This is a genomic window from Methylobacter sp. Wu1 (genome assembly GCF_036553575.1).
Taxonomy (GTDB): domain Bacteria; phylum Pseudomonadota; class Gammaproteobacteria; order Methylococcales; family Methylomonadaceae; genus Methylobacter.
Window position 1 is genome coordinate 30,287 of the sequence record NZ_JAZHOC010000071.1, and the last position, 19,371, is coordinate 49,657.

General features: G+C 50.9%; 17 protein-coding genes. 8 read left to right on the forward strand and 9 right to left on the reverse strand.

The genetic code is table 11. The features are described from left to right. From odhB to V2P20_RS15515, 3 genes are all read left to right on the forward strand, one after another. Positions 1-1,284 carry a 2-oxoglutarate dehydrogenase complex dihydrolipoyllysine-residue succinyltransferase gene (gene odhB / locus V2P20_RS15505; RefSeq protein ID WP_331819864.1) on the forward strand — a complete coding sequence of 428 codons (1,284 nt, stop codon included), beginning with the start codon at positions 1-3 and terminating at the stop codon, positions 1,282-1,284. Between the two features lie 360 nt (positions 1,285-1,644). Beyond that, positions 1,645-3,099: a dihydrolipoyl dehydrogenase gene (gene lpdA, locus V2P20_RS15510; RefSeq protein ID WP_331819866.1), complete on the forward strand. Its 1,455-nt coding sequence runs from the start codon at positions 1,645-1,647 to the stop codon at positions 3,097-3,099. Positions 3,100-3,131: 32 nt separating this feature from the next. Further along, the gene (locus V2P20_RS15515) at positions 3,132-3,905 is read left to right on the forward strand and encodes a hypothetical protein (protein WP_331819868.1); all 774 of its coding nucleotides are present in this window, start codon (positions 3,132-3,134) and stop codon (positions 3,903-3,905) included. 87 nt (positions 3,906-3,992) lie between these two features. On the opposite strand, the gene parC is transcribed toward V2P20_RS15515, so the two are convergent. Both parC and V2P20_RS15525 read right to left on the reverse strand, forming a co-directional pair. Beyond that, positions 3,993-6,224: a DNA topoisomerase IV subunit A gene (parC, locus tag V2P20_RS15520; RefSeq protein WP_331819870.1), complete on the reverse strand. Its 2,232-nt coding sequence runs from the start codon at positions 6,222-6,224 to the stop codon at positions 3,993-3,995. 2 nt (positions 6,225-6,226) lie between these two features. Further along, positions 6,227-6,724, reverse strand: a complete 498-nt coding sequence (locus V2P20_RS15525) for an acyl-CoA thioesterase (protein WP_331819872.1) — start codon at positions 6,722-6,724, stop codon at positions 6,227-6,229. A 483-nt stretch (positions 6,725-7,207) separates the two neighbouring features. On the opposite strand from V2P20_RS15525, the gene V2P20_RS15530 reads away from it, so the two are divergent. Next, positions 7,208-8,194 carry a helix-turn-helix domain-containing protein gene (locus V2P20_RS15530; RefSeq protein ID WP_331819874.1) on the forward strand — a complete coding sequence of 329 codons (987 nt, stop codon included), beginning with the start codon at positions 7,208-7,210 and terminating at the stop codon, positions 8,192-8,194. Here the strand turns inward: V2P20_RS15530 and V2P20_RS15535 are convergent, their stop codons facing one another. From V2P20_RS15535 to V2P20_RS15560, 6 genes are all read right to left on the reverse strand, one after another. Then, complete coding sequence (locus tag V2P20_RS15535; protein ID WP_331819877.1) at positions 8,195-9,193, reverse strand: dienelactone hydrolase family protein; 999 nt, start codon at positions 9,191-9,193, stop codon at positions 8,195-8,197. It abuts the gene before it with no gap. A gap of 43 nt (positions 9,194-9,236) precedes the next feature. Further along, on the reverse strand, positions 9,237-10,448 hold the full coding sequence (locus tag V2P20_RS15540) for an aminotransferase class I/II-fold pyridoxal phosphate-dependent enzyme (RefSeq protein ID WP_331819879.1): 1,212 nt from the start codon (positions 10,446-10,448) through the stop codon (positions 9,237-9,239). Between the two features lie 262 nt (positions 10,449-10,710). Next, positions 10,711-11,934, reverse strand: coding sequence for an MFS transporter (locus V2P20_RS15545; protein WP_331819881.1), 1,224 nt, complete (start codon positions 11,932-11,934; stop codon positions 10,711-10,713). A 1-nt stretch (position 11,935) separates the two neighbouring features. Continuing rightward, positions 11,936-12,661 (reverse strand): iron-containing redox enzyme family protein, encoded by a 726-nt coding sequence (locus V2P20_RS15550; RefSeq protein WP_331819883.1) that lies wholly within the window; start codon positions 12,659-12,661, stop codon positions 11,936-11,938. 15 nt (positions 12,662-12,676) lie between these two features. Beyond that, positions 12,677-13,231 carry a hypothetical protein gene (locus V2P20_RS15555; protein ID WP_331819885.1) on the reverse strand — a complete coding sequence of 185 codons (555 nt, stop codon included), beginning with the start codon at positions 13,229-13,231 and terminating at the stop codon, positions 12,677-12,679. Between the two features lie 474 nt (positions 13,232-13,705). Continuing rightward, positions 13,706-14,056 (reverse strand): FUN14 domain-containing protein, encoded by a 351-nt coding sequence (locus V2P20_RS15560; RefSeq protein ID WP_331819887.1) that lies wholly within the window; start codon positions 14,054-14,056, stop codon positions 13,706-13,708. Between the two features lie 194 nt (positions 14,057-14,250). Here V2P20_RS15560 and V2P20_RS15565 point away from each other — a divergent pair, with 194 nt between their 5' ends. After that, complete coding sequence (locus V2P20_RS15565; RefSeq protein ID WP_331819889.1) at positions 14,251-15,681, forward strand: aldehyde dehydrogenase family protein; 1,431 nt, start codon at positions 14,251-14,253, stop codon at positions 15,679-15,681. A 4-nt stretch (positions 15,682-15,685) separates the two neighbouring features. On the opposite strand, the gene parE is transcribed toward V2P20_RS15565, so the two are convergent. Continuing rightward, complete coding sequence (gene parE, locus V2P20_RS15570) at positions 15,686-17,581, reverse strand: DNA topoisomerase IV subunit B (RefSeq protein WP_331819891.1); 1,896 nt, start codon at positions 17,579-17,581, stop codon at positions 15,686-15,688. A 397-nt stretch (positions 17,582-17,978) separates the two neighbouring features. On the opposite strand from parE, the gene V2P20_RS15575 reads away from it, so the two are divergent. The 3 genes from V2P20_RS15575 to V2P20_RS15585 all read left to right on the forward strand — a co-directional run. After that, a complete protein-coding gene (locus V2P20_RS15575; RefSeq protein WP_194972019.1) occupies positions 17,979-18,212 on the forward strand; it encodes an exodeoxyribonuclease VII small subunit in 234 nt (77 codons plus the stop codon). Beyond that, positions 18,205-19,101 carry a (2E,6E)-farnesyl diphosphate synthase gene (ispA, locus tag V2P20_RS15580; protein WP_331819894.1) on the forward strand — a complete coding sequence of 299 codons (897 nt, stop codon included), beginning with the start codon at positions 18,205-18,207 and terminating at the stop codon, positions 19,099-19,101. The genes V2P20_RS15575 and ispA overlap by 8 nt, the downstream gene beginning before the upstream one ends. Positions 19,102-19,186: 85 nt before the next feature. Further along, positions 19,187-19,371 (forward strand): 1-deoxy-D-xylulose-5-phosphate synthase N-terminal domain-containing protein (locus V2P20_RS15585; RefSeq protein ID WP_331819896.1); only part of this gene is annotated, 185 nt, incomplete at its 3' end.

Consider the following 19,371-nt stretch of genomic DNA (forward strand, 5'->3'; position numbering starts at 1 on the left):
ATGAGCATTGAAGTCCTAGTCCCCAACCTGCCCGAATCGGTTTCAGACGCCACACTGGCTACCTGGCACAAGCGCCCCGGCGATTTGGTCGATAAAAACGAAAACCTGGTCGATCTGGAAACGGATAAAGTGGTTCTTGAGGTACCCGCGCCGGACTCAGGCATTCTGCGTGAAATACGCAAGAAAGACGGCTCGACAGTCGTTGCCGGCGAAGTATTGGCCGTGCTCGAGCCTCAAGCCGCTCAAGCACAGACAGCCGGCAAAATACAGGCCGTTGAGGATATTGAAACGGCCGAACCTGAAACACGCGCACCTGGCAGTGAAGCTCATCCTGCGCTCAGCCCCTCCGTACGTCGACTGATTCTGGAAAATAATATCGATCCCGTTGGCATAAAAGGCACGGGCAAAAATGGCCGCATCACTAAAACCGACGTGCTGGATTATCTGGAAAGCCACAAACCGCCTGCACCTGAAATCGAACCGCCAAAACCGGAAACCGCGCCCGTAGAGCCCATCAGGCAGGAAACAACGGCTAAACCAGAGATAGCCAAGCCAGTCGAGCCGGCAATGCCTGCTATGAATCTACGTCCGGAACAACGAGTTCCAATGACGCGTTTGAGAGCGAGGATTGCCGAGCGCCTGCTGCAGGCCCAGCAAAATGCAGCCATGCTGACGACCTTCAATGAAGTCAATATGCAAAACGTTATTGATCTTCGCAATCAGTACAAAGCCCGTTTCGAAGAAAAGCACCATATCAAGCTGGGCTTCATGTCATTTTTCGTCAAGGCTTCCATCGAAGCCTTGAAGCGTTTTCCGGCTGTGAACGCTTCCATTGACGATAACGACATTATTTATCACGGCTACTATGACATTGGCATCGCTGTTACGACAGAGCGCGGCCTGATCGTACCGGTTCTGCGCGATGCCGATCAGCTCGATTTCGCCGGCATTGAGAGAAGCATCGCCGATTACGGAGAAAAGGCGCGTAACGGCACGCTGGGCTACGAGGACCTGAAAGGCGGCACATTCACCATTACCAACGGCGGCATTTTCGGTTCCATGCTGTCAACGCCGATATTGAATCCGCCGCAGTGCGCCATATTGGGCATGCATGCCATCAAGGAGCGCCCCATTGTCGAAAACGGCCAGATTGTCATCCGGCCAATCATGTATCTGGCTTTGTCCTACGATCACCGCCTGGTCGACGGACGCGATGCCGTGCAGTTTTTAGTGACGATAAAAGAATGCCTGGAAGCTCCCGCCCATCTGCTTCTTAATATCTGATGTTACGTCGGACGATTTTATCCCGTTTGCCGCGCCGAGCACCGCAGCTTTCGGCGAGAACACCCAGCATTCGACGCCGCCAACGCTGGGTCCCTGGTTCCCACGGTCCTCCACGGGAACCGATGCCGAGCTTTGAGAGCGAGCGGCACGTCGTATCCAAGCCCCGTATACGTTCCCAGGCAGGAGCGTGGGAACGCGGAAATGCAGGAGCAATTGCCGAAGCGACGCAAAAGAAAGGCACTCGCCCTCGGGCGCGATAAACCCGATTAAACCAAACCGTCGCGCTAGCAATACTTTAGCCAAACCGATCTGTATTCAACTTACTGCGTAACATCAGTTAATATTTAAAAAGGCTTTATTATGTCAAAGCTACAATCTCATTACGATGTCGTCGTCATTGGCGCAGGGCCGGCTGGTTATGTCAGCGCCATCCGATGCGCGCAGCTCGGCTTGAAAACGGCCTGCGTCGATAATTGGAGCAATAACAAACGCCAGAGCAGCCTGGGCGGCACTTATCTTAATGCCGGCTGTGTCCCCGCTATAGCCCTTCTCGAGTCGGCAAAAATTTATCATCTGCTGAACCATGAGCTGAGCAGACATGGTATTCATGCTGAAAATATTTCAGTGGACATCTCCCAGATGATGCGACGCAAGGACAAAATCATCGAAACGCTCAGCAATAAAATCGTCGATATATTTAACCATCACAAAATTACCCGTATCCATGCCCAGGCAAAATTGCTCAATGCCTGCGAAGTGGAAATTACCCCTGTAGACCATTCGTCATCGTCCATCATTAAGGCCAAAAATATTATCCTGGCCGCCGGCTCATCCCCGATCTGTCTGCCCTGCGCCCCGATCGACAATGAATTCATCATTGACTCCACAACCGCCTTAAGCCTTGACAGCGCACCCAAAAAGCTGGGCATTATCGGCGCCGGTGTCATAGGTCTGGAGCTTGCCTGCATTTGGAAGAAACTCGGCTCCGAAATCGTTATGCTGGAAGCGCAGGAAAATTTTTTAACGCTGCCCGACCAGCAAATCTCACGCGAGGCCTATCGCATTTATACGCAACAAGGACTGGAAATGCGTTTGGGCGCGCGGGTCATTTCCACCAAAAAAGGCCATAAAAAAGTTGCTGTCGAATATCAGGATAGTGAAGGTCTGCATTGCCTGCGTGTAGACAAACTGCTTGTTGCCTCGGGAAGAAAACCCAATACCGAAAACCTGATCGCCGCGGAAGCCAATTTAATGCTCGATGAAAATGGCTTCGTGCATGTCGATGAAAACTGCAGAACCACCCTGCCTGGTGTTTATGCGATAGGTGATTTGACTTCGCTCGGCCCCATGCTGGCCCATAAGGGCATAGAGGAAGGCGTCTTCGTCGCCGAACAGATTGCCGGCGTTCACAACCCGATCAATTACGAACTCCTGCCCTGCGTTATTTATACCGAACCTGAAGTTGCCTGGGTCGGCCAGACCGAACAGGCTTTAAGAGCCATAGGTGAGCGCATCAAGATCGGAACTTTCCCGTTAAGCGCGGCCGCCCGGTCTCATGCCATGGGCATTTCTGAGGGGATGGTTAAGATCATTGCCCATGCCGAAACCGATGCCATACTTGGCGTTCATATCATTGGCGCCCATGCCTCCGAGCTGATTGCCGAAGCCGCACTGGCTATGGAATTCTCGGCCAGCGGCGAAGATCTGGCCAGAACCATACACGCACACCCGACCATCTCAGAAGCCTTGCATGAAGCGGCGCTGTCTCTTGAGAAACGGGCATTGCATTTGCCAGTGGGCACACTGGCATCATAAGAAATCCGGTTCCTCTAATACAGAAATCCAATATGCCCCTCTCTTCCGTTTTTGAATCCCTGTTCAAATGGCTTTTCATGCTCAGCGTATTGGTGATGGGAGCGACTTATTTTTATAAGGACACGTTGCCAGATCCCTCGTATTACGATCTGGATCAGCTCGAAGAACCGATGCAAACGCCGATTTCCGATCAGGCTTTCACGCTGCAGGTCAATGGACAGGAATACACAGTCAATCCCAAATTCAGCTATGAGCTCGACGGCGTCGTTGTCGGCTATCATGATGCCGATGATTTCAGCGATATCTGGCATCACAAACGTTGGAAGGATTTCATCAATCTGCGTGATCTCTGCGTAATCTGGGGCGAGAATGTCGAGTCAGGCGTTTACAAAAGCATGACGTTCAGCAATGACAGCTGGACCTGCTGGGCGTCCTGGCCCGATGCCTCAGTCGGTGCGCTTTTCAAAATGAATGCACTGTCCAACAATCATCTGCTGACCGATGATGACGCAGTCAAAACAGCCCTGATGAGTGCCGAACCTGGCGATCATATCCGGCTGAAAGGCGTTCTGGCGAGCTATTCCAATAAAGCCAGCGGCTTTCAGCGCGGCACCAGCGTCATCCGTGACGACACCGGCAACGGCGCTTGTGAAACGATTTATCTGGACGAATTCAAGATTATCAAGAAAGCCAACCGCAAGCTGCGCCGGTTATATGGCATGACAAAATGGCTGACCCTCTTTGCCGGTATCGGATTTCTGATCATGTTTGCCATTACGCCGGTCAGAAATAACCGAAGGTATTAACTGCAAAAATTCATCTACCACGAAGGACACGAAGAATAAGACTTCGTGTCCTTCGTGATTTCAGATTTCATGCTTTAGGCAACGAACTTACTCACACTCCAAACCATCAACCCGCTGAAAGCCTCTCAGCAAAGCCGATCCTCTGTTGGCGCGGCTGCCTGAATAATGCTCGATATCAGACGATTTCAGCGTCAAATGACGTTTGCCGGCCAACACTTTCAACTGGCCGTTTTCCGGCAGCGCAATCACCGCGATCACTTCATCCTTGCCGGCGGCCAGATCCGAAGTCGGGATCTGGATCAGCTTGTTGCCCTTGCCCTTCGCCAACGCCGGCAGCTCGGCCACCGGAAAGACCAACAAACGGCCCTGCATCGTAACGGCCGCAAGCAGATCGGATTCATTGGCTACCCGTGCCGGCTTCAATACCTTGGCGCCATCCGGCAGTGTAATCAGCGACTTGCCCGCTTTGTTCTTGCTGAACAGTTCCTTGAGCTGCACACGGAAGCCGTAGCCGGCGTTGCTCGCCAGCACAAACCAGTCATCGGGATTGCCGGCGAGCAGATGCGTGAAGTAAGCGCCGGCCGGCGGATTAAGGCGTCCCGTCAGCGGCTCGCCCTGGGTTCGGGCCGACGGCAGATCATGCGTCGACGTGCTGTAAGCCCGGCCGGTCGAGTCGAGCAGATAAACCGGCTGGGTCGTTCGGGTCCTGACTGCATCGAGAAAACCGTCGCCGGAGCGGTAGCTCAGGCTGGTCACGTCGATGTCATGGCCCTTGGCCGCCCTGATCCAGCCTTTCTGCGACAGGATGACCGTCAACGGTTCATTGGCTATCAGCTCGGTCGTATCCAGCGCCTGCGCGGCCTGTCTTGCGACAATCGGCGAACGGCGGTCATCGCCGTATTTCTCGGCGTCGCGTTCGAGTTCCTTTCTGATCAGGTGGTTCAGCAATTTTGAGGAGCCGAGGGTCTTTTCCAGCGCAGCCCGCTCTTTTTCCAGCTCATCCTGCTCGCCGCGGATCTTCATCTCTTCCAGCTTGGCCAGATGCCTCAGCTTTAATTCGAGAATCGCCTCGGCCTGCAGGTCGCTGAGCCCGAATCGCGCCATCAGCACCGGCTTGGGATTGTCTTCATTGCGGATAATGGCGATGACTTCATCGATGTTCAGATAGGCGATCAGCAAGCCTTCCAGAATGTGCAGACGCGCCAGCACCTTGTCGAGCCGATGCTGAAGCCTGCGCCGGACCGTTTCGGTACGGAACGACAGCCACTCGGTCAGGATGTCTCTCAACCCTTTGACCTGCGGGCGGCCGTCCAGGCCGATCATGTTCATATTGACGCGATAGCTTCTTTCCAGATCCGTCGTCGCGAACAAATGCGACATGACCGCCTCGACATCCAGCCGTTTCGACTTCGGTATGACCAGCAGGCGGGTCGGATTTTCATGGTCCGACTCATCCCTCAAGTCCTCGATCATCGGCAACTTTTTCGCCAGCATTTGCGCCGCGATCTGCTCCATCAATTTGGCACCTGATACTTGATGCGGCAGGGCCGTAATAACGATATTGCCGTCCTCCAGCTCGTATTTGGCACGCATTTTGATCGAACCGCCGCCGCTGATATACATTTTCCGTATCTCTTCGGCCGACGTGATGATTTCGGCGTCGGTCGGATAATCGGGACCTTTGATATGCCTGAAAATGGCGTCCGGCGGGCAGTCAGGATCGTCCAGCAGCTTGATGCAGGCATTCGCCACTTCGCGCAGGTTGTGCGGCGGAATGTCGGTCGCCATACCGACGGCAATGCCCATCGTGCCGTTCAGCAGCACGTTCGGCAATCTTGCCGGCAGTAAAACCGGCTCTTTCAGCGTGCCGTCGAAATTGTCGGTCCAGTCGACCGTGCCCTGCCCCAGCTCACTCAGCAAGGTCTGCGCATAAGGCGTCAGCCGCGATTCGGTGTAACGCATGGCCGCGAACGATTTCGGATCGTCCGGCGAGCCCCAGTTGCCCTGGCCGTCGATCAACGGATAGCGGTAGGAAAAATCCTGCGCCATCAGCACCATGGCTTCGTAGCAGGCCGAGTCGCCGTGCGGATGGTACTTGCCGAGCACGTCGCCGACCGTTCTGGCCGATTTCTTGTATTTCGCCGCCGCTGTCAGGCCCAGCTCCGACATCGCATAAACGATGCGCCGCTGCACCGGCTTCAGGCCGTCGGCAATATGCGGCAGGGCCCGATCCAGAATCACATACATGGAATAATCCAGGTAGGCTTTCTCGGCAAAATGCTTTAACGGCAGTTGTTCGTAATTTTCTTGTATACCCACGATCACAATTCATCCTTTGGTAAATCTACATGTAACGCCCGACTCTTTTCCATGAATTCCTGACGCATTTTTTTGCGCATTTCTGCAGCTTCAAATAATCTTCTTTCCACTTCAGTCTCTATCTGTAATTTCGGTATTTCCTGTGGTTTGCCGTTTTCATCGACGGCCACCATGGTAAAGTAGCAGGAGTTGGTATGCCTTGTTTCTCCTGTCATCAGATTCTCGGCCTCGACCTTGACGCCGATTTCCATCGAGGAGCGTCCCACGTAATTGACATGCGCAAAAAAATTCACCAGTTCACCAACCTTGATCATCTGCTTAAAGAACACATGGTCCAGCGATGCGGTCACGACATAGCTTTTACAATATTTCGCCGCACAGGCATAGGCCACCTGATCCAATAACTTCAATAACGCGCCGCCGTGCACATTGCCGGAGAAATTCGCCATATCCGGCGTCATCAGCACGGTCATGGCCAACGACTTCTCTTGTCTATCCATTTTACTTTCCTGACTCAATAAGGCTGAATAGCCTTGTTATGACACGGGCAATCCGAAAAATGCCCTCCTGTCGTCCCCTTAAGACGTATTCTACCTGAAGGCTGCTTATAAAGGCCTAAGAACCTGTTCATTGTCTCCACAGCAACGACAAGCAAGCCAAATTACAGGCGGGTATTGGGCAGGCGCGCGGTATTTTTCCATAGCATCCGGCACTTTACTAGATACGTACAGCCCAGCCTTGGGCCTTTCTTATGTTTCTGTTGTCAGCAGGTATTGAACAGGTCCAGATCCGACGGTTGCGACCTGTTTTTTTCTCCTCACTGCCACTTTTAGCAGTTGATTGCCTTTCAAGCCTATATAAAGCCGCGCATCTGTTTGTAATATTTCTCACTTATAATTTGAGCTCAACGTTAAAATCCATTTTGACTATTCCTAACGCCTTAATGACAATGTAACTTCGTACTTAGTGGAATATAGCAACCTATGCAGCCGAATCATGCCCAAGACAAAGCAATAGTCGCTCAATCCGCGATTCATGTTTATTTCCTTATCACACCAGAAGTTCACCTGCTGGATCTGGCCGGGCCTATTCAGGCATTTCATGAAGCACAGCTTATCCATAGTGGTTTTGTTGTCCATTTTGTCGGTTTTGATTCTGAGGTAACGAGTCGGCAGGGCATGGGAATCAGCGGGCTGAAATTACCGCCCGCGGAGTTGCCGCCACATTCAATTGTTATCGCCTGCGCCAGCCGCTACCATGCTGATATCTATAGCGACCCCGCCAGCCAGAAAAGCATTACGTGGTTGAAAAATGTCCCGCGTAAAGACACGACTCTAGCCAGCCTATGCACAGGCGCTTTTTTGTTAGGCAAGGCCGGCTGGTTGGACGGAAGGGAATGCACTACTCATCACACCCTGACCACTCAGCTTCAACGGGATTTTCCGAGAGCGAATGTGGTGTCGGACAGAATCCATGTAAAATCCGGAATGGTATGCACGAGCGCTGGGGTTACTGCCGGTATCGATCTTTGTCTGGACATAATTGAAGACAAGGCTGGCGCCTATTGTTCGATTGCGGTTGCCAGAGAGTTGGTGGTTTGCCGACGCAGAATGGCCAATGATCCCCAAATATCCAGCCACCTGAGCTTCAGAAATCACATCAGTCCATTTGTTCATTCCGTCCAGGATTATATTGCTTGTCATTTCAATGAAAAACTGTCGCTCGCACGACTGTCTTCGCAGTTCCGGGTATCTCAACGCCATCTGCAGCGTTTGTTCAAAACATATACCGGCATGACAGTGCGGGATTACATAGCAGAGTTGCGGCTTGAAGAAGCCAGACATATTATTAACAGAGGCGAAACGATTGAAAGAGCCGCGCATCAAGCTGGTTTCAATGCCGCGTCATCGCTTCGTTCCGCCTGGAAAAGAAAATATTACAGCCTGCCCAGTCAGACTTTGACTAGATAATCAGTCTCGTCTATTTGGAGCATTCAATTCATAAGAATCCGCCGAGCCGAATTGTTCGAGCATAAACCCTATTGCGGATTCTACAGCTTGCTCGGTGGCTTCCTTGTTGTATCGAATGGGAACGTCCCCACCCTTTCCTTGATAAGCATATGGATCAAAGAACAGACTGTCCGGCCTGTTAAGATCAAAGGCATGGGTAGCGTCCTCCAATTCCAGAACCTGAACCTGTTTCCTGTCTTCGTCAGACAGACTGGATGCCAGGGCCGTGCAATCGTCTGGGGCATCATACACATCCTCCTTGCCTGAAATAATCAGCACCTGCCGGCCATCCTGAATTTGGTTGAAAGTGTATCCCGGCACTTTGTTATAAACCCAACAGACAGGGTAATTTGCCACCAAGCCATGCAGTACATTTGACTGCGGCGTGTCTTCTCCCGCCATTAACATGGCAACTACCCCGCCCCAGGAAAACCCAATCAATCCTAGTTGGTCCTGCTGAATGTCGATGCGGGATTGCAGGTATTGTATGGCCCCGTAAATGTCAGGCAGTGTTTCGCGTACATGAGCGGGGCGAGACAAGCCTCCGTCCAGTCCTCGAGCAGCCCACATATCTAATTCCAAAGTAGCAATACCTGCTTGATTCAAGTGCAAGGAATAGAGTTCCCCTCTCTCGTCCACGCCGCCTGAGCCATGTACAACAATGACAGCAGGCACCGGCCCTTCCATGCCGGTAGGAATTGCAAAACGGGCGCTAATTGTAAGGGGTATGGCCTCACTGTCATCGGGATCAAATGAAGGGAATGCAACGTAATTGTGCTTAATGCGTGGCGCGTCATCGACAGTTGCAAACGCTGTAAATTTACTATCATCAGAATCAGATGAATGGATTTTGACGTGATTGTGCTTAATGCGAGGAGTGTGAGCTATAGAATCAGCACTTATTATCGGTGAAAAGAAAAATGCCAAGGTGGTTAGAATAAATAAATACTTATGCTTCATTTGATCAACTCTTTATTCAATTATCAGTCGCCCTCAGCAGATGTTAAGCAGATTCCAATAAAAACGGTTTAGATTCAACATAAGCCAAAGGCCTGCATGCAATGGCCAATGCCTGTTTGATATCCGCTATAATGTCGTCAGGTTCCTCAAGACCTACACATAGCCGAACAAGATTATCGGTAATGCCATTGTTTATTTTTTCTTCTTTACTGTATTTGCCGTGAGTGGTAGATGCAGGATGCGTAATCATCGATTTTGCATCCCCTATATTGGTACACCGTGAAACAAGAGCCAGCGCATTAATAAATGCCCAAGCCTCCTCCTTTTTTCCTCGAAGAGTGAAACTTATGATTGGAGTATGACCCGATTGCTGGCTCCTGATCACATTTGCACTCGCATGGCGCTCATCCATTGTTGAATACACTTCTTCTACTTCGGGCTGTAATACCAACCATTCGTAAATTTTTCTTGTGTTGCACTCATGCAGCATCATTCTGGCTTTTAGTGTGTCCAGACCTTTGCTGAAAATCCAGGCGTTAAACGGGCTCAAGCAAGTGCCGGAGCTTCGCAGGTATTGTTTTAAGGGAGAAATCAATTTTTTACTACCGGCAATTGCACCTCCGACGCATCGTCCCTGACCATCGATGAATTTGCCTGTGGAATGCAGCACCAGATCAGCCCCATGCCTGAGGGGTTTCTGGAATGTGGGGCTCATTAATGTATTGTCCACAATCAAAAGTGCGCCAAATTGTCTGGCTATTCGGCCTAAAGCAGATAAATCGGCGACTTTCATCATCGGGTTTGTTGGCGATTCGACAACCATCAACTTGGTATTGTCTTGCATGGCATTTTTCCATGCGTTCATGTCATCAACACAGACGGAAGTTGCAGTAATGCCAAACTGTCCAAAGTATTGGCGAAATAAATGACTGGTCGTGCTGAAAATTCCACTTGCCAGAACAACATGGTCGCCCTGCTTTAAAAATGTAATGGCAATAGCTAAATAAGCAGACATGCCCGATGACATCGCAACACAGGACTCTGCCTCTTCCATAATAGCCAGTTTTTGTTCAAAACTTTCAACGGTCGGGTTGGTAAAGCGACTGTAGACATTGCCAATCTGCTCACCGCTGAATCGAGCGCTGGCTTCTTCAGCAGAACTGAAGTCATAACCCGATGTTATTGCAATGGCTTCCGAGTGACTATCGGACATCATTGGAAGAGGGGCATGAATACTTAGGGTTGTTGTTTCCATTTTGTGCATCCTTTTAACTTAAAAATATTAATTGCAATTCAAACTCGTAATTTAAAAATTGCTATTGTTAATACCATTTTATCTTCCTACTTCTATTCTGAGTTGCCTGTATGTTTTTTGGTGATGTTTTCCTCGACGGAAGTTGTAATTTTGGAACATTATTCGACGAATAACAGTTACTGTGCTGAGTATCTTTAGTAGAAATCCGGGGACGGTGAATTCTGGGTTCCGCTTATTGAGCCGATATACGCTGTAAATCGCTCTATGCCATGGATGGAGCAACTTCCTTCTTCTCAAATCTGTTCAATATCAGGCCTACAAATACAGATAACATACAGAATCCCATGACAGATAATGTGACGAGGTCATAACTTTGCGTGAATTCATAGGCCATGCCGCCAAGCCAGGCCGTGAGAAACACCATTAATTGGTGGACGGTAAACAGGAAACCGAACATTTTCCCTTTAATTTCCGCGCCGTAGCAGCGCAGGCACATCACGGAAGTAATGATTACTGTGCCCATATAAGTCAAACCAAAAACAGTTGCAAAAGCTAAATAATGCCATGTGTCGCTTGCAGAATGCAGAATCAGCATTGAAAAGGTACGCAGCGTGTAAAGTATAGCCAAAAGCATAGCGGGTGCCGAAAAACGCAATAGCCATCCTACAACAAACGCGCCAATTAACTCAGCGGCACCTAGAATGCTCAAAGTTGAAGCGACCAGGACCGCACCTGTGGGCTCACCGGATAATCTTTCTTGCATCATAGGCACCAAGTGGACATCTATATAAGCCATTGACGCGCCGCAACCGGCAAAAGATAAAGCCAGCAGTATGAAAATAGGACGCCGAAGCTGGCTTAATACATTATTATCAGGAATTCTGGCTCCAGGTTGAGGAGGCGCATTATTAGGGAATAGTCTGGATAACCACATGACGCCGGGGACAACTACCAACAAAAACGCAATAGCAATACATAAGCTGATCTGCTGCCACGGCACAAAGGTATTTAACCAAACCCACAATGGAGACAACACCATGAACCCTATTGACGTTCCGTTAGTGATGGCTGCATACGCCATGCCTTTTTGATCATCCTGGAATATTTTGTCAATCAATAAGCCAAGAGGGACAAATGTCATAGCGGCTAATGCATAAGCCGCTAATACGCCAAATAAAAACATGAAGCCCCAGAAGTTCACTGTAATACTTAACGCTAAATACGCCAATACTGTTGAAAACGCGCCGGTCAGGATTGTTTTCGCGGGGCCATATCGATCACAGACCCAGCCTACAAATGGCGAAACCACCCCCAGTACAAGCCCGAAAACAGCGCCTGTCAATGCAAAGGTATCCCTCCCTTGACCGAATAGTTTTACCAGGTCAAGGAAGTAAACTTGATAACTGCCCTTAATAGAAGAGGCCAGAAAAGTGACAAAAAAGCCAATGACTACGGCCACTATCCGATGTTTTCGAGATATGTTCATTTTATGCTTCCGCTAATTGAGCTTGACCCAGGCCAAGGCGATCATAAACTCCCTGATACATGCCATAAAATAATTTACATGTCGTATTAATAGCTTCTAAGGACTCCTGCTGCATCTTTTCCGTTGTACACAAGTCAGCAAGCAAGTCCATTCCCTGACGAACGTGACCGACATCCTCTTTCTGATGCACGGAGAAAAACAATAAATCTTCTTCTTTCAAATTGTATACTTTGCCAAAAAGAGTATGGCGCGCTTCCCCGGCAACGGTCTCCAGGTTTTGCCCTTCACTGGCTACCAGTACCGCTGCCGCGCCAATATGGTAACGTTCTTTATCCAGGCAGGCGCTCATTCGATAACTGATGAGTTCCTGAGTCGGTTTCAATGCAGTCGCACGGTCGCGCTCTTCATCCGAAATGCCGATAGCACGTATGAAATCCTCCATCAAAACAACATGATTCTTTGTCTTGGAAAGATTGCCCGTTTCTTCTTCGTACATATTGTGAAGTAAATGCTTCTTGTGCTTTTCCAAGGGACAGTGGAAGAACAGGTTTTCGATGTAAGTCAAAAAGTGTTTGGTTAACTGATAACCTTGCAATGTAGTGAATTTAAGCAACTCTTTATCAGGTTTATTTTCATCCAGAAGATATTTGAATAAAGGGTGTCCAACGGTTAAATGTCTGTTCAATTCGGCTGTCATAGCTGCCTTGAACTCTTTCTTGTCCATCATGGTAAAAAATCCTCACTAAATATATAACTTAAATCGCTGCAAAAGATCGTACGCCGATTGCTTCATAAAATGCCCCTCGTAGCTGATGCCTTGATAACGGCTATAATCCGGCAGTACGCCATAGGTTTCAAAACCGCACATCACCCATGTCTTATGGGCGCGGGTATTTGCTCTAACGTCAAGAGTAATCAGCTCAACCCCATTTTCTATGCAAACTTGCGCAATGTAAGCAAGGCTCCTCTTCAGAATCTTGCCCCTGTGTTCAGGGTGAATGAATCCTTTTTGCAAATCACAAATGTGCTGAGTCGTTTGTTGATGGCTTCTTTTAAGCATGCAGCAAAAAACAAGCTGGTCTGATGTTCTTCCCAGAACCAATTGCAGTGTGCCCAAGGCGATTTCATGTTCCAGGCTGTCCGCATATCTACTGACATTGCTCCCGGTAAAGCGATCATCAAAGCCCAGTACTGCTTCATCTTGTGCGCTCATGGCCAGCAGTATCATCAAATTGGCACGATGCGCTCGATAAGTATCGCAACAATCAATCAGAAAAAATTCGACATTTCGTTCCATCCGCTCATTCTCCTTAATACTTTAAGGAAATGATAAGAGAGAGATAAAGCAACAAAAAGCCCAAAAAATGACATTTTTTGGCTTTAAAAACGACATTGGGCGGATGGGCTGTATAGAGTTGTCTGGCAGACAAATATGAATAATATTCGTTTTTATACGGTTTGCAGCGGACGGGGGCAATAGCTCAGCCGGTTTTGCACAAGCCGAATTTCAGGAAATGTGCTTGTGAATTCACATTGGCAGCGGTTGCATATTCTGGCAACGCCGGCTCAAGCTGTTGCCAAGCTCATAGACCAGCACCAGCCAACTTAGCATCTCATAACCATCCATCAAGCGGTTATCCGGCGTTGCATGGGGCATACAGTACCGCTTGGTTACCGCGTTCATCGTTCGCCTTGCTGATGAGGCATATGGATGAGGAAACACGCTGAACTGCACGGACGATATAAATATCTTTTCGACTGACCTGGGCTATCACCCCATTTTCAAACCGACATAAAAACCGGCAGCGCCACTGACGCCCTTGCTGGTAATGTTAGATAAGCGATTGATCAGGAAATTGCCGGACTGCTGTGCGACTTCGGTTGCCGCGCTTGCCGCGCCCTGTAATTGGGCATCACTGACGCTGACGATGCCGTAATATTCGGACACGAACAGCAGCACCACCGCCCCACCGCCCATGAACAACGCTACCTTCAGCATTTTTTTGGCGAAATAGCCGACCGCCAGGCCGATGATAAAAGGCGCGCCTACATTGGGGATCATAAAAGCCGAGGAAAAAATATCGGTGGAGGAGGCGCTGTTGATTGCTTGGTCACTGCTCATAATTTGTGTTTCTCTACTGTTATTGCTGATTCCAGCCAGACTGGAAAAAAGCCGACATTTTAATCATTTTCTAGCTGGACGCCAGTTCATTAAAAGCGGCCTGTTAAATATTCCCAGTCATAAGCAGCCTCACTTATTGATTTTGACCCGCTGGCAGGAAAAAATAGCACTTCACTGATTCAAAAGAATTTGCTATGCACTATCCCATCAAAGCGCCCGGAGCCAAACCTGCCGGCATCATCGAAGTATTCTCGCCTTATGACGGCAAACGCGTAGGCTCCGTTGAAACCCTTGATGAGAAAGGGGCCAATCAGGCCTTAAAAAACATGCATGAGCTGTTCCGCGACCGCAACAACTGGCTGCCGGCCCATGAACGCATCGCCATCCTGGAGCGTACGATCGCGCTCATGCAGGAACGCACCGAGCAATTCGTGGCCACGGCCGTAGCTGAAGGCGGCAAGCCTTATAAGGATACTCAAGTCGAGCTGGCGAGAGCGCTCGACAGCCTCAGGATCTGTATTGATTGCATCCGCACAGAGCGCGGCACGGAAATTCCGATGCAATTGAATCCGGCCTCCATGCACCGACTGGCTTTTACGCACAGGGAGCCTATCGGCCCTGTAGTGGCGATCAGCGCATTCAATCATCCGATCAATTTGGCCGTCCATCAGGTTGGGCCTGCTATCGCCGCAGGCTGCCCTGTCGTTATCAAGCCGGCGCGTGATACGCCTCTATCGGCTTTTGCACTGGTGGATACCTTGCGCGAAGCCGGTCTGCCCGATCTCTGGTGCCAGCCCGTTGTAGAAAATGACATAAAAGTCGCCGAACAATTGGCGACCGATCCGCGTGCCGCCTTTTTAAGTTTTATCGGCAGCGCCCGCGTCGGCTGGATGCTGCGCTCGAAACTGCCGCCCGGCACGCGCTGCGCGCTGGAACATGGCGGCGTGGCCCCGGTCATTGTAGCCGAAGACGCCGATCTTGAACGCGTGCTGCCATTGCTGGCCAAAGGCGGCTTTTATCATGCCGGACAAGTTTGCGTGTCGGTACAGCGCATTTATGCGCATGAATCGATAGCTCGAAAAGTAGCCAACGGACTGGCGGCCTCGGCTGACAAGATGATAGTCGGTGACCCGGCCAATCCGGATACGGATTGCGGCCCGCTGATCCGGCACAGCGAGGTTGACCGCATTGAAACCTGGGTGAATGAAGCCATTGCCGAGAACGCCGAACTGATCACGGGAGGCAAGCGGCTTTCGGACTCGCTCTATCGGCCGACGGTGTTGTTGAATGCATCGCCTGACAGCAAGGTCAGCCGGCATGAAGTCTTCGGGCCGGTCGTGTGCGTTTATGAATACAGCAGCCTGGATGACGCCATTGAACAGGCCAATGCCCTGCCTTATGCCTTCCAGGCTTCAGTGATCACCCAAAACATCGACACCGCCCTGTATGCTTACAAGCATCTGGCGGCATCGACCGTTCTGATTAACGATCACACGGCTTTCCGTGTGGACTGGATGCCGTTTGCGGGCTTGCGTGAATCCGGCCTTGGAACCGGCGGCATTCCTTATACGTTCCGCGATATGCAGATCGAGAAAATGGCTGTCTTCCATTCGCCGGCCTTGTAAGCGGCTATACCTGGATATCCGCCAGATTTCCTTTCGTCTCCAGCCATATCTTCCTATCCTGCGCGCGTTTTTTCGCCAGCAATAAATCCAGCTGGGCATTGGTGTCGTCTTCTTCCTGTACCGTCAGCTGCACGAGCCGGCGCGTGTCGGGGTTCATGGTCGTTTCGCGCAATTGGCTCGGATTCATTTCGCCCAGTCCTTTAAAGCGCTGGACATTGATCGTCCCTTTGAGCTTTTCGGCCTTGATGCGGTCCAGTACGCCCTGCCGCTCGGACTCGTCCAGGGCATAAAACACCTTCTTGCCGATATCGATGCGGTACAAAGGCGGCATGGCCACAAAAACGTGCCCTGCCTTTACCAGTGCCGGAAAATGCTGGTAAAACAAGGCGCAGATCAGGGTGGCGATGTGGTTGCCGTCGGAATCGGCGTCGGCCAGAATGCACACCTTGCCGTAGCGCAGGTTTTGCAAGTCATTGGAGCCGGGTTCGATGCCCAAAGCCACAGCGATATCATGAACTTCCTGCGAAGCCATGACCTGATTCGAATCCACTTCCCAAGTATTGAGGATCTTGCCGCGCAACGGCATGATCGCCTGAAAGTCGCGCTCGCGCGCCTGCTTGGCCGAACCGCCGGCCGAATCGCCCTCGACCAGAAACAATTCGGTTCTGGCAATGTCCTGCGCCGAACAGTCGGCCAGCTTGCCCGGCAAGGCGGGGCCGGCCGTGATTTTCTTGCGGACTATTTTTTTATTCGAGCGCAGCCTTTTCTGGGCGCTGGAAATAATGATTTCGGCTATTTTCTCGCCTTCGGCCGGATGCTGGTTCAGCCACAGGCTGAAGCTGTCTTTGGCCACGCCGGACACGAACGCCACGCATTCGCGGGAGCTGAGCCGTTCCTTGGTCTGGCCTGAAAACTGCGGATCTTCCAGCTTGACCGAAAGCACGAAATGGCAGTTTTCCCAGACATCCTCGGGCGCCACCTTGACGCCGCGCGGCAGGATGTTTCTGAAGTCGCAGAACTCGCGCATCGCTTCGGTCAAGCCGGCGCGCAACCCATTGACATGCGTGCCGCCCTGCGCCGTCGGCACCAGATTGACGTAGCTTTCGGCCAGCATTTCGCCAGGATTTTCGATAGCCCAGACGACGCCCCATTCGACGGCTTCATGGCTCGCGGACATATTGCCCATGAACGGCTGCTGCGGGTAAAACTCGATATCGCCGACGCGGTCCAGCAGATATTCCTGCAAGCCGTTCTGGTAACACCAGACAATCTCTTCTTCCGGCTGTTCGACCTTCAGCGTTATTTTCAGGCCCGGGCACAGCACCGCTTTCGCGCGCAGCACCTGTTTCAGCCGGGTGACGGAAACCTTGCTGGAGTCGAAATACTTTTCATTGGGCCAGAACTTCACCGAAGTGCCCGTATTGTTACGGCCAACCGTGCCGGTTTCGGTCAGTTCGGTCTGCTTGTCGCCATTGGCAAATTCCATGCGATAGATTTTGCCGTTGCGCTTGACCTCTATTTCCAGTTTCTGTGACAGGGCGTTGACGACCGAGACGCCGACGCCGTGCAAGCCGCCGGAAAACTGATAGTTTTTATTGGAGAATTTGCCGCCCGCGTGCAACTGGGTCAGGATCACCTCGACGCCGGGTATGCCCTGCTCGGGATGGATATCGACCGGCATGCCGCGGCCGTTGTCGGTGACCGACACGGCGCCGTCCTTATACAATACGACATCGATGCTGTTTGCATGCCCTGCTATCGCTTCGTCAACACTGTTGTCGACGACTTCCTGCACCAAATGGTTGGGCCGGGTGGTATCGGTATACATGCCGGGGCGTTTGCGCACCGGTTCCAGTCCGCTTAAGACCTCTATGGCCGCCGCGTTATATTCATTACTCATACTTCGTAATCACTCACATCCGAGTTTAATGCCAATGTTAACCATACATCGTACCATTAACACGAATATTTCACCACGAAGCACACAGAGAACACGAAGACTCTGAAATTCAAACGGTTGCAGATATTTTCTGAAAAATTCATGAACTTATAAAAAATATCAAGACCATGATTTTTTCATGGATTCTATGATTTCAAGAAATATCCGGGGCAGCCTTGAACCGATAAAGGCAAACTCACCCCAAACAAAGCCCCTGCTCGTTTTCTGCCAACACTATCTTTCCAACGTAGGTTTTTAACAAGGACGAGGCGCATTCTTCCTGGTCACTTGCCTGCCAATTTCATATATAATGCCCGGCTTAATTTGTACACCGTATCGTTAAAATATTTTTATCCCTATGCCGAAAAAGAAAAGCTCGACTTTATTCGAAGACTCGCTTGCGGAACTTGAGCAACTGGTTACGCAGTTGGAACAAGGCGAGATTTCGCTGGAAGAATCGCTAAAGTCATTTGAACGCGGGGTCAATCTTACCCGTACCTGTCAAAAAGCCTTGCAGGAGGCGGAGCAGAAAGTTCAGATCTTACTGGAAAAAAACGGCACTCAAACCCTGGAGCCCTTTACTGATGAGTAATGCATTAAAAGAATACCTTAGCTTTTGCCAAAACCGTGTAGAGAGGGCTCTGGAAGCGCGTCTTCCCAGCGAAAACATACTGCCGAAAAAGCTGCATGAAGCCATGCGCTATTGCGTGCTGGACGGCGGCAAGCGCATGCGCCCGATGCTGGCGTATTGTGCCGGCAAGACGCTGGGTATTGCTCCGGAAGTGCTCGACGGGCCGGCCTGCGCGGTCGAATTCATCCACGTTTACTCGTTAATCCATGACGACCTGCCGGCCATGGACGATGATGAACTCAGACGCGGCAAGCCTACCTGCCACGTCGCCTTTGACGAAGCGACCGCTATTTTGGCCGGCGACGCCCTGCAGGCTTTGGCATTTGAAATACTCGCGCACGACCCTACCATGACTGTCGATGCCGAAAGCCGCCTCAAAATGATCACGATGCTGGCAAAAGCCAGCGGTTCCCAAGGCATGGTCGGCGGCCAGGCTATAGACCTTGAATCCGTGGGTACCAAGCTGAACCTGCCGGAGCTGGAAAACATGCATATCCACAAAACCGGCGCTTTGATCCGTGCCAGCGTCAATATGGCGACACTGGCTAAACCCGATATCGATCACGCCGCAGCAGCCAAGCTTGACCATTACGCCAAATGCATCGGCTTGTCTTTCCAGGTCAAGGACGACATCCTTGATGAAGAAAGCGATACGGCTACCTTAGGCAAAACCCAGGGCAAGGACAGGGACAACGACAAACCCACTTATCCTGCCTTGCTGGGCTTGTCCGGCGCCAAACAGAAAGCGCAGGAACTGCATGAACAGGCCATTGACAGCCTGAGCATTTTCGGCAAAGAAGCCGATCTGCTGCGTGACCTGTCGCTTTATATTATCCAGCGGGATCACTAATTACCGATTTGATTACTCAGGAATTAATCTGCATAATCCCGCAATTGCCTGAAAGAAATGCCGATTAAAGGAAGTTGATTTATACATGTACAAACCCGGTAATTATCCTATCCTGGATACCATCAATTATCCCTCTGATGTCCGAAGGCTCAGCAAAGACCAACTGCCGGCCCTGGCCCGGGAGCTGCGCGAGTACCTGACCCACACGGTCAGCATCTCCGGCGGCCACTTCGCGGCCGGGCTCGGCACGGTCGAGCTGACCATCGCCCT

What these genes read in the sequence shown, in the direction of transcription:
- odhB (WP_331819864.1), top strand. Translation starts at nt 1, where the DNA reads ATGAGCATTGAAGTCCTAGTCCCCAACCTGCCCGAATCGGTTTCAGAC.
- lpdA (WP_331819866.1), top strand. Translation starts at nt 1,645, where the DNA reads ATGTCAAAGCTACAATCTCATTACGATGTCGTCGTCATTGGCGCAGGG.
- V2P20_RS15515 (WP_331819868.1), top strand. Translation starts at nt 3,132, where the DNA reads ATGCCCCTCTCTTCCGTTTTTGAATCCCTGTTCAAATGGCTTTTCATG.
- V2P20_RS15525 (WP_331819872.1), bottom strand. Translation starts at nt 6,724, where the DNA reads ATGGATAGACAAGAGAAGTCGTTGGCCATGACCGTGCTGATGACGCCG.
- V2P20_RS15530 (WP_331819874.1), top strand. Translation starts at nt 7,208, where the DNA reads ATGCAGCCGAATCATGCCCAAGACAAAGCAATAGTCGCTCAATCCGCG.
- V2P20_RS15535 (WP_331819877.1), bottom strand. Translation starts at nt 9,193, where the DNA reads ATGAAGCATAAGTATTTATTTATTCTAACCACCTTGGCATTTTTCTTT.
- V2P20_RS15540 (WP_331819879.1), bottom strand. Translation starts at nt 10,448, where the DNA reads ATGGAAACAACAACCCTAAGTATTCATGCCCCTCTTCCAATGATGTCC.
- V2P20_RS15545 (WP_331819881.1), bottom strand. Translation starts at nt 11,934, where the DNA reads ATGAACATATCTCGAAAACATCGGATAGTGGCCGTAGTCATTGGCTTT.
- V2P20_RS15550 (WP_331819883.1), bottom strand. Translation starts at nt 12,661, where the DNA reads ATGATGGACAAGAAAGAGTTCAAGGCAGCTATGACAGCCGAATTGAAC.
- V2P20_RS15555 (WP_331819885.1), bottom strand. Translation starts at nt 13,231, where the DNA reads ATGGAACGAAATGTCGAATTTTTTCTGATTGATTGTTGCGATACTTAT.
- V2P20_RS15560 (WP_331819887.1), bottom strand. Translation starts at nt 14,056, where the DNA reads ATGAGCAGTGACCAAGCAATCAACAGCGCCTCCTCCACCGATATTTTT.
- V2P20_RS15565 (WP_331819889.1), top strand. Translation starts at nt 14,251, where the DNA reads ATGCACTATCCCATCAAAGCGCCCGGAGCCAAACCTGCCGGCATCATC.
- parE (WP_331819891.1), bottom strand. Translation starts at nt 17,581, where the DNA reads ATGAGTAATGAATATAACGCGGCGGCCATAGAGGTCTTAAGCGGACTG.
- V2P20_RS15575 (WP_194972019.1), top strand. Translation starts at nt 17,979, where the DNA reads ATGCCGAAAAAGAAAAGCTCGACTTTATTCGAAGACTCGCTTGCGGAA.
- ispA (WP_331819894.1), top strand. Translation starts at nt 18,205, where the DNA reads ATGAGTAATGCATTAAAAGAATACCTTAGCTTTTGCCAAAACCGTGTA.